Source organism: Streptomyces sp. LUP47B (assembly GCF_001746295.1).
Taxonomy (GTDB): Bacteria; Actinomycetota; Actinomycetes; order Streptomycetales; family Streptomycetaceae; genus Streptomyces.
Genome location: NZ_MJAH01000002.1, coordinates 873,105 through 882,062, shown reverse-complemented (window position 1 = coordinate 882,062; position 8,958 = coordinate 873,105). Strand labels below are relative to the sequence as shown.

General features: G+C 72.0%; 8 protein-coding genes. 2 read left to right on the top strand and 6 right to left on the bottom strand.

The window, feature by feature from the left end:
- Nucleotides 1-1,010 (top strand): response regulator (locus BFN33_RS10570; protein WP_069759700.1); only part of this gene is annotated, 1,010 nt, incomplete at its 5' end.
- Between the two features lie 351 nt (nucleotides 1,011-1,361).
- Here the strand turns inward: BFN33_RS10570 and BFN33_RS10565 are convergent.
- Nucleotides 1,362-1,946: a TetR family transcriptional regulator gene (locus tag BFN33_RS10565; protein WP_069759618.1), complete on the bottom strand. Its 585-nt coding sequence runs from the start codon at nucleotides 1,944-1,946 to the stop codon at nucleotides 1,362-1,364.
- A gap of 133 nt (nucleotides 1,947-2,079) precedes the next feature.
- Here BFN33_RS10565 and BFN33_RS10560 point away from each other — a divergent pair, with 133 nt between their 5' ends.
- Complete coding sequence (locus tag BFN33_RS10560) at nucleotides 2,080-3,273, top strand: MFS transporter (RefSeq protein ID WP_069759617.1); 1,194 nt, start codon at nucleotides 2,080-2,082, stop codon at nucleotides 3,271-3,273.
- Between the two features lie 98 nt (nucleotides 3,274-3,371).
- Here BFN33_RS10560 and BFN33_RS10555 read toward each other — a convergent pair whose 3' ends face one another.
- From BFN33_RS10555 to BFN33_RS10535, 5 genes are all read right to left on the bottom strand, one after another.
- Nucleotides 3,372-5,018: a long-chain fatty acid--CoA ligase gene (locus BFN33_RS10555; RefSeq protein WP_069759699.1), complete on the bottom strand. Its 1,647-nt coding sequence runs from the start codon at nucleotides 5,016-5,018 to the stop codon at nucleotides 3,372-3,374.
- A gap of 165 nt (nucleotides 5,019-5,183) precedes the next feature.
- Nucleotides 5,184-5,741: a SigE family RNA polymerase sigma factor gene (locus BFN33_RS10550; protein WP_057609235.1), complete on the bottom strand. Its 558-nt coding sequence runs from the start codon at nucleotides 5,739-5,741 to the stop codon at nucleotides 5,184-5,186.
- Nucleotides 5,742-5,887: 146 nt separating this feature from the next.
- The gene (locus BFN33_RS10545; protein ID WP_069759616.1) at nucleotides 5,888-7,054 is read right to left on the bottom strand and encodes a lipid-transfer protein; all 1,167 of its coding nucleotides are present in this window, start codon (nucleotides 7,052-7,054) and stop codon (nucleotides 5,888-5,890) included.
- Complete coding sequence (locus BFN33_RS10540; protein WP_069759615.1) at nucleotides 7,051-7,440, bottom strand: MaoC family dehydratase; 390 nt, start codon at nucleotides 7,438-7,440, stop codon at nucleotides 7,051-7,053. Before BFN33_RS10540 ends, BFN33_RS10545 begins: the two co-directional genes overlap by 4 nt.
- The gene (locus BFN33_RS10535; RefSeq protein ID WP_370743266.1) at nucleotides 7,437-8,258 is read right to left on the bottom strand and encodes a bifunctional MaoC family dehydratase N-terminal/OB-fold nucleic acid binding domain-containing protein; all 822 of its coding nucleotides are present in this window, start codon (nucleotides 8,256-8,258) and stop codon (nucleotides 7,437-7,439) included. Before BFN33_RS10535 ends, BFN33_RS10540 begins: the two co-directional genes overlap by 4 nt.
- Nucleotides 8,259-8,958: the final 700 nt, after the last annotated feature.

The following is an 8,958-nucleotide window of genomic DNA, read 5'->3' as shown; positions in this document are numbered from 1 at the left end:
GGCGGCGCAAGCTCGGCACCCGGCCCGACCCCGCTGCGGCCGCGGCCCCGGAGCCGGGGGCACGTCCTCATCCGGCGGCCGAGCAGGCCGTGGCGGCACCGGCGCAGACACCGCAGCCGTCGCTGGCCGGGCAGTCCCGGCTCGCGCACGCCACCGAGGCGGCCGGACGGTCGTACGCCATAGGGGCGCCCGACGAGAACGCCGCCGAGGGGCCCGAGCCGCTGGACGGTCCCGGCGGGGCCGTCGAGATCCCGCACACCCCCCGGCCGCAGCCGATGGACGACGAACTGCCCCCGGAGCCGCTGGACAACCCGCGGCGGCTGCTGGTGTGGCCCGCGCCGGACGTGACGACCCAGCAGGCGCTCAGCGACCGTGGGTACCGGCCGGTCATCGTGCAGTCGCGCGAGGAGGTCGACGCGCAGATCGCGGCCTTCCCCGCCGCCCTGTTCGTGGACCCGCTGACCGGGCCGATCACGCGGACCGCTCTCCAGTCGCTGCGGCAGGCGGCGGTGGCGTCCGAGGTGCCGATCATGGTGACCGCCGGCCTGGGGCAGGCCTCGCGGGAGGCGGCGTACGGCGCCGATCCCGCCGTACTGCTGAAGGCCCTGGCGCCGCGGGACAGCGAGCAGCACCCGCCGCGCGTGCTGCTGATCGAGGAGCACGCGGAGATCGCGCTGGCGCTGACCGCCACGCTGGAGCGGCGGGGGATGCAGGTGGCGCGGGCCGCGAGTGACACGGATGCCGTGACGCTCGCGGGGCAGCTCAGGCCGAACCTCGTGGTGATGGACCTCATGCAGGTGCACCGGCGGCGGGCCGGGATCGTGGACTGGCTGCGGGCGAACGGGCAGCTGAATCGCACCCCGTTGGTCGTGTACACCGCGGCCGTGGACCAGGCCGATCTGCCTCGGCTGGCCTCCGGTGAGACGGTCCTGTTCCTCGCCGAGCGGTCGACCAGCGCCGAGGTGCAGTCACGGATCGTGGACCTGCTGGCGCGGATCGGCACCAACTAGGAGCGGTTGTCCTACCGCGGCCAGCCGCCGCCCGGTCACCGCGGGTGCAAGCCGGGCTCCGTCGCGCTCCGGTCACCAACGGACGGGCGCCTGGCCGACGGCCCCGCCGATGGAGTCCTCCACCGCGGCCGCTTCCACCGGCCGGGCGCGTGGCTTCGCGATCTCGGCCGTCGTCGGGAGTTCCTCCGCGACCGACCCCGCGTGGATCCCGTCCCGCCCCCGTCCCGTCCCGCGTATGCCCCCAACCGGCCGCCCTCGCGGCACGGCGGCCCCCGGACCCGCGTACCGCCTGAGGACATGGCCGGGCAGTCGTTGCGGTGCCGCGTGCGTGCACACCCACCGCACGACTGCCTACCGCGCGACCAGTCTCCGCGCCGCCTCCCGCACCGACGCCCGTAGCCGTTCCCGGTCCGCGGGCTCCCCGCCCACCAGGATCCGTTTCATCTGCGGGACCACCGCGGCCCAGTTCGCCACGGCGATCAGGAGGAACAGCAGGTCACGGGGTGGGATGGCGTCGGTGACCACACCGCGGGCCTGGCCGTCCGCGAGGGTCGCGACCTTGCGGCGGTAGTGCTCCTGGCGTTCGGCCTCGTCGGGCAGCTCGGCGCTGGAGCCGTACTCCAGGCCCTCCCAGAAGAGCAGGCGCAGCACCTCTGGATGGGCCTCGTGGTAGTCCATGAGGCGGTCGATCCAGCCCTCGATGTCGTCCGGGTCGACGGGGACGGCGACCGCGAGATCGAGCATGACCTTGCCCAGGACCTTCGTGAACAGCTCCGCCTTGTTGCCGAAGTAGGCGTAGATCAGCTGCTTGTTGGCCTTGGCCTCGGTCGCGATGCGGTCGATGCGGGCGCCCGCGATGCCGTAGCGGGCGAACTCGGCGACCGCCGCCTCGAAGATCCGGGCCCGGGTGGCATCGGGGTCCCTTGCTGCTGCCATGGGGCCAGGGTAGAGGGGGCGGGCCAAGTAACCAACTATTTGGTTGACAGGGAATCGACGAGCTACCCAGACTGTTGGACAGTTCCAACCAACCAGTTAGTTGTTAGACCTGGCTCGAAGGAGTCCTCCGGTCATGCCGACAGCAACCGTCACGCAAGGACGGTCCACGCAGGCCCCCGCCCGGCGCGCGGGGTCGCTCCTCCTCGTCCTCATCGCCGTCTGTACCGCCGTCACGGCGGCCAACATCTACCTCGCGGCCCCGCTGCTCCCGCTCATCGCCCGCGACTACGGCTCGACACCCTCCGCGGTGGCCTGGATCGCCTCGGTCGCGCAGTTCGGCTACGCCTTCGGGCTGCTCGTCTTCGCCCCGCTCGGCGACAGCGTGAACCGACGGCGCCTGGTCGCCGTCCTCTCGCTCGTCACCACCGCGGCCCTGACCGCCGGCGCGCTCGCCACCGGCACCACCGCCCTCGCGGCAGCCGTCCTCGTCGCCTCCGCGGCGACCGTCGTACCCCAGCTGCTGGTCCCGCTGGTCGCCCAGCGCGCCCCCGCCGACCGCCGGGCCCGCCACGTCGCGGCCGTCATCGCGGGCCTGTTCACCGGGATCGTCGCGGCCCGTGTGCTCGGCGGCCTGATCGGCCAGGCATACGGCTGGCGGGTGGTCTTCGTGGGCGCGGCCGCCCTGACGGCCGTCCTGGGCCTAGCGACCGCCTACGCCCTGCCGGCCGAACGAGTCCACCGCTCCGGCCCGCTCTTCTCGGGCCTCACCGCCCTGCCGTCCGTCGTCCGCCGCTCGCCCGACCTGTGGCGCGCGTGCGTGCGGCAGGCGGGGATGTACGGCGCCTGGAGCGCGCTGTGGACCTCGCTGGCCCTCCTGCTGACCGGTTCGTCCTACGGCCTGTCGACCGCGACCGCCGGGCTCTTCGGCCTGTTCGGGCTGGCGGCCAGTGTCGTGGCGCCCCTGGCAGGAGGATTCGTGGACCGCTTCGGCGCCGCCAAGGTCGTACGGTCGGCGTATCTGCTCGCCGCCGTGTCCGTGCCGCTGTTCTGGCTCGGCGGACACGTCATGTGGGCCCTGTTCATCGCGGCGATCGCCGTCCACGCGGCCCTGGTCGCCTCCCACGTCGCCAACCAGACCGTCGCCCTGACGACGACCTCGACCCCGGCCACCGCCAACACGGCGTATGTCGTGGCGGGTTTCGCCGGCGGCGCGACGGCGTCCGCGCTCGCCGGGTCGGCCTTCGGCTGGTGGGGCTGGGGCGGGGTGTGCGCCGTGGCGGGAGTGTGGCTGGTGTTGGGGTGGCTCGCCACTTCGGTACGACGGTGACGGCTGTTGAGCAACGGTTGTCGGGGTGACGGCTGTTGTACGGGGAGCAGGGCCCCTGGTCCGGCTGCGGGGCCCTGCTCCCCGTACCCCTCGCGCTGTCAGAGCTGGGTGACGTCCAGCTCCCCCTCCGCGTACCGCTTGCGGATCACCTTCTTGTCGAACTTTCCGACGCTCGTCTTCGGGACCGCCTCGATGATCGACCAGCGCTCCGGGAGCTGCCACTTGGCGATCTTGCAGACGTCGCTCGCGAGGAAGGCGCGCAGGGACTCGAAGTCGGCCGTGGAGCCCTCCTTGAGGACGACCGTGGCCAGCGGGCGCTCGCCCCACTTGTCGTCGGGGACGGCGACGACGGCGGCCTCGGTGACGTCCGGGTGGGACATCAGGGCGTTCTCCAGCTCGACCGAGGAAATCCACTCGCCGCCGGACTTGATGACGTCCTTGGCGCGGTCGGTGAGGGTGAGGAAGCCGTCGGCGGAGATGGTGCCGACGTCACCGGTCTTCAGCCAGCCGTCCTCGCTGAACTTGTCGGCGGGACGCAGGGGTTCGGCGTCCGGGCCGTTGTAGTAGGCGCCCGCGATCCAGGGGCCGCGGACCTCCAGCTCGCCCGCGGACTCGCCGTCCCACGGGAGGCGCTCACCGCCGGGACCGCTGAGGCGGGCCTCGACGCCGGCCGGGAAGCGGCCCTGGGTAAGGCGGTAGGCGAACTCCTCGGGCGTGCCGACCACATGGGCCGGCGGACGCGCGATGGTGCCGAGCGGGGAGGTCTCCGTCATGCCCCAGGCGTGGCAGACCCGCATGCCCAGCTTGTCGAAGGCCTCCATCAGGGAGGGCGGACAGGCCGAGCCGCCGATGGTGACCTGGGTGAGGGAGGAGACGTCACGGGGCTTGGCGGTGAGCTCGCCGAGCAGACCCTGCCAGATGGTGGGGACCGCGGCCGCGTGGGTCGGCCGCTCGCGCTCGATCATCTCGGCGAGGGGCGCGGGCTGCAGGAAGCGGTCCGGCATCAGCATGTTGACGCCGGTCATGAAGGTGGCGTGCGGCAGGCCCCAGGCGTTGACGTGGAACTGGGGGACGACCACGAGCGAGGTGTCCTGGTCGGTCAGGCCCATCGACTGGGCCATGTTCACCTGCATGGAGTGCAGATAGATCGAACGGTGGCTGTAGAGCACGCCCTTGGGGTCGCCCGTGGTGCCGGAGGTGTAGCACATGGACGCGGCCTGCCGCTCGTCCAGCTCGGGCCAGTCGTAGGTGGTGGGCTTGCCGGCGATCAGGTCCTCGTACTCGTGCACGCGCGCGTGGGAGCCTTCGAGGGCCGTGCGGTCGCCGGGGCCGGAGACCACCACGTGCTCGACCGTCTTGAGGTGCGGGAGCAGCGGGGCGAGAAGGGGGAGCAGCGAGCCGTTGGCGATGACGACCCGGTCGGCGGCGTGGGCCACGATGAAGGTCAGCTGGTCGGCCGGGAGGCGGAGGTTGAGGGTGTGCAGGATCGCGCCCATGGAGGGGATCGCGAAGTACGCCTCGACGTGCTCGGCGTTGTTCCACATCAGGGTCGCCACCCGCTCGTCCCCGGCGACCCCGAGGTCCTCGCGCAAGGCGTGCGCCAGCTGGGCGGCGCGGGCGCCGACCTCGGCGAAGGAGCGGCGGTGCGGCTCCGGTTCACCGGTCCAGGTGGTCACCTGTGAGGTGCCGTGGATCGACGACCCGTGGGTCAGGATCCTGGAGATCAGCAGCGGTACGTCCTGCATCGTGCTCAGCACGGCGTCCTCCCGGGGGCGACATTGCCTACGCGGTAGTAAGGGCTGCGCCGATTCTGCGCACATACCGCGCGGTATGTCACTAGAGCCGGGCGATCGATCACGTCACGATGCCCTCACAACGGCCGACCGTCACGAACGGTTCCCTACCGTTCCCTACCGGGCGAGCACCAGCTCGGGGTCCTCGCGGAGCTTGCCCAGCGCCCTGGACACCGCCGACTTCACGGTCCCGACGGAGACCCCGAGGACCTCGGCCGTCTGCACCTCACTGAGGTCCTCGTAGTACCTGAGGACGACCATCGCCCGCTGCCGCGCCGGCAGCTTCATGATCGCCCGCCACATCGCGTCGTGCAGTGCCTGCTGCTCGGCGGGGTCGTCGTCGCCGGGCACGGGGTCGGGCTCGGGGATCTCGTCGGTCGCGAACTCGTCGACCTTGCGCTTGCGCCACTGCGAGGTGCGGGTGTTCAGCAGGGCGCGGCGGACATAGCCGTCGAGGGCTCGGTGGTCCTCGATGCGCTCCCATGCGACGTAGGTCTTGGTCAGGGCGGTCTGCAGCAGGTCCTCCGCGTCGCTCGGGTTCGCGGTCAGCGACCGGGCGGTACGCAGCAGCACCGGCTGGCGTGCCTTCACGTACGAGGCGAACGAGGGGTACGCGAGGGTCTGCGTCGCCGGTACGGCGGCCTTCGAAGCGCTGGTGCAGACGGGTGTGGTCATGACTCCACGCTAGATTCGCGACCGGCCCCCGCTCATCGGCCACAAGTCCCGAAGAGGACTCCCCCTCAGGTTGTAGAGGTGGTGCCTGCTGCACCTCCTGAAGGTGGACGAGGGAGGCGCATCTACTGCGGGATCACCCCTGGGGGCTACGCGTCCCCGGCGAGCACCAGCCCGGATGTGGGTACCCCTGTCCCGGCCGTCACCAGCACGCGCTCCGCCTCACGCACCTGGTTCACGGCCGTCCCCCGCAGTTGGCGTACGGCTTCCGCGATGCCGTTCATGCCGTGGAGGTAGGCCTCGCCCAGTTGGCCGCCGTGGGTGTTGAGGGGGAGCTCGGCCCGGCGTACGAAGTCCGCGGCCTCCCCCGGGGCGCAGAAGCCGAACTCCTCCAACTGCATCAGGACGAACGGGGTGAAATGGTCGTACAGGATCGCCACGTCGATGTCCTGGGGGGTCAGGCCGGAGGTGCGCCACAGCTGGCGGGCGACGACGTTCATCTCGGGGAGGCCGGTGAGATCGTCGCGGTAGAAGCTGGTCATCTGTTCCTGGGCGCGGCCCGCGCCCTGGGCGGCGGCCGCGATGACGGCCGGCCGGTGGGGGAGGGCACGCGCGCGTGCCAGGGATGTGACGACGATCGCCTGGCCGCCGTCGGTCTCCTGGCAGCAGTCCAGGAGTCTGAGCGGCTCGACGATCCAGCGGGAGGCCGCGTGGTCGGCGAGGGTGATGGGGCGGCCGTGGAACCAGGCGGCCGGGTTGGTGGCCGCGTACGCGCGGTCGGTCACCGCGACATGACCGAAGGCCTCCGAACCGAGCCCGTAGGTGTGCAGATAGCGCTGGGCTGCCATCGCCACCCAGGAGGCAGGGGTGAGCAGGCCGAAGGGGAGGGACCACCCGAGGGCGACCCCCTCGGCGGAAGGTTCGCGGTGCTGGACGCCGGAGCCGAAGCGGCGGCCGGAGCGCTCGTTGAAGGCGCGGTAGCAGACCACGACCTCGGCCACCCCCGCGGCGATCGCGAGCGCCGCCTGCTGGACGGTCGCACAGGCCGCGCCGCCGCCGTAGTGGACGCGGGAGAAGAAGGACAGCTCGCCGATCCCGCAGGCCTGCGCCACGGTGATCTCCGGGCTGGTGTCCATCGTGAACGTGACCATGCCGTCCACGTCGGCCGCCGTGAGCCCCGCGTCGTCCAGCGCCGCGCGGACCGCCTCGGCGGCCAGGCGCAGTTCGCTGCGGCCGGAGTCCTTGGAGAACTCGGTGGCCCCGATGCCGACGATCGCGGCCCGGCCTCCGAGCGCGTCACGCGCGCGTGCGCTCATTCGGCGTCCCTCATCGAGAAGGTGACCGTCCCGGTCACATGGTTGCCGATGCCGTTGGTCCCCACGATGCGAACGGTGGCGGTAGTGCCTTCGAGAGCCTCTACGGTCCCGGTCAACACCATGGTGTCGCCCGGATAGTTGGGCGCTCCCAGCCGGATGGCGACTTTCCTGAGCACGGTCCGTGGCCCGAAGTGGTCGGTGATGTAGCGCCCCACCAGGCCGTTCGTCGTGAGGATGTTCATGAAGATGTCCGGGGAGCCCTTCTGCCGGGCCAGTTCCGGGTCATGGTGCACATCCTGGTAGTCCCGGGAGGCGATCGCGCCCGCGACAATCAGCGTGCGGGTGATCGGGATCTCGAGGGGTGGCAGCTCGTCGCCCGTTCTCATACGGCGGCCTCCTCGGCGGCGGCACGGAAGACGGGAAGGGTGAGGTCACCGTCGTAGGTCCGGAAGACGAGCCGCACCGGCATCCCGATCCGCACCTTGTCGTACGGCGTCCCCACCACGTTGCTGATCATCCGCACGCCCTCGGCGAGTTCGACGAGCACGACGGCGTAGGGCGGGTCGAAGGCCGGGAAGGGCGGGTGGTGCATGACGACGTACGAGTGGACGGTCCCCTCGCCGCTCGCCTCGACCGTGTCCCAGTCGGGGCCGCCGCAGTGGGCGCACCCCGGGAGCCAGGGGAAGCGGAGGGTCGCGCAGCAGGTGCAGCGCTGGATGAGGAGTCGGTGCTGTTCGACGCCCTCCCAGAAGCCGGCGTTGTCACGGTTGACGACGGGGCGGGGGCGCTGGGGCCGGGGAGGGGTGTTCTTTCGCTGCGCGGGCGCGTACTTCAGGATGCGGAAGCGGTGGGTGCCGACGAGGGTCTCGCCCACGCGCACGTCGGTGCGGGTCGTGACGAAGTGGCCGGTACCGAGCCTGGTGGTCTTACGGTCCGAGACCGACTCGATGACGGTGTCGAAGGTGATCCGGTCGCCGGGGCGCAGCGGCTCGAGATACTCCTGCTCGCAGTCGGTGGCGACGACCGAGGTGCAGCCCGACTCGTCGAGAAGGGCGAGGAGTTCGTCGTACGCCGATGACCTGCCCGTGTGCCCGGTCAGCCCACCCATCGTCCAGGCCTGGAGCATGGTGGGCGGGGCGACGGCGTCAGGTCCGGTGTAGACCGGGTTGGCGTCCCCCAGGGCTTCGCACCAGTGCCGGATCATGGGGAGGTTGACGGCATCCTTGCCGACCCCGGCGACGGCAGCGGGGCGCCCTTCGTAGGCCTTGAGCCGGGTCAGGAGGTTGTGTGCCGGGGGGTGGGGGGTGGGCCGGGGTGGTGGGTGGTCTGTGTTGTGGGCGGGGGGCTGGGGGGCGGGGGTGTCTGGGCGGCGCGTCGCCGAGCGGGGCGTCGGGTCGCTCGTGTCATGGGCGGGAGGCTGGGGTGCGGGGGTGTCCGGGTGGCGGGGCTTTGGCCGGGGCGCCGGGTCGTCCGTGTCGTGGATGGGGGGCTGGATTGCGAGGGCGTCCGGGTCTGGGGGCCTTGGCCGGGGCGCCGGGCTGTCTGGAGCGTGGGTCTGCGACTGGGCCGCAGAGGTGTCTGGGCGGCGCGTCTCCGACCGGGGCCTCAGGCCATCCGCGTCGTGAGCCTGGGGCTGGACTGCGAGGGCGTCCGGGTGGCCGGGCTTTGGCCGGGGCGCCGGGCTGTCTGGAGCCTGGGCCTGCGACTGGGCCGCAGAGGTGTCTGGGCGGCGCGTCTCCGACCGGGGCCTCAGGCCGTCCGCGTCGCCGGCCCACGCCTGAACTACCGGGCCGTCCGTGTCACCGGCCCATGGCCGAACAGCCAGGCCGTCCGCGTCGCCCAACCGCGGCCGAACTGCCAGTTCCCGATTGCCGCGCTCCGACCCGGGTGCCGGACCGTCCCCG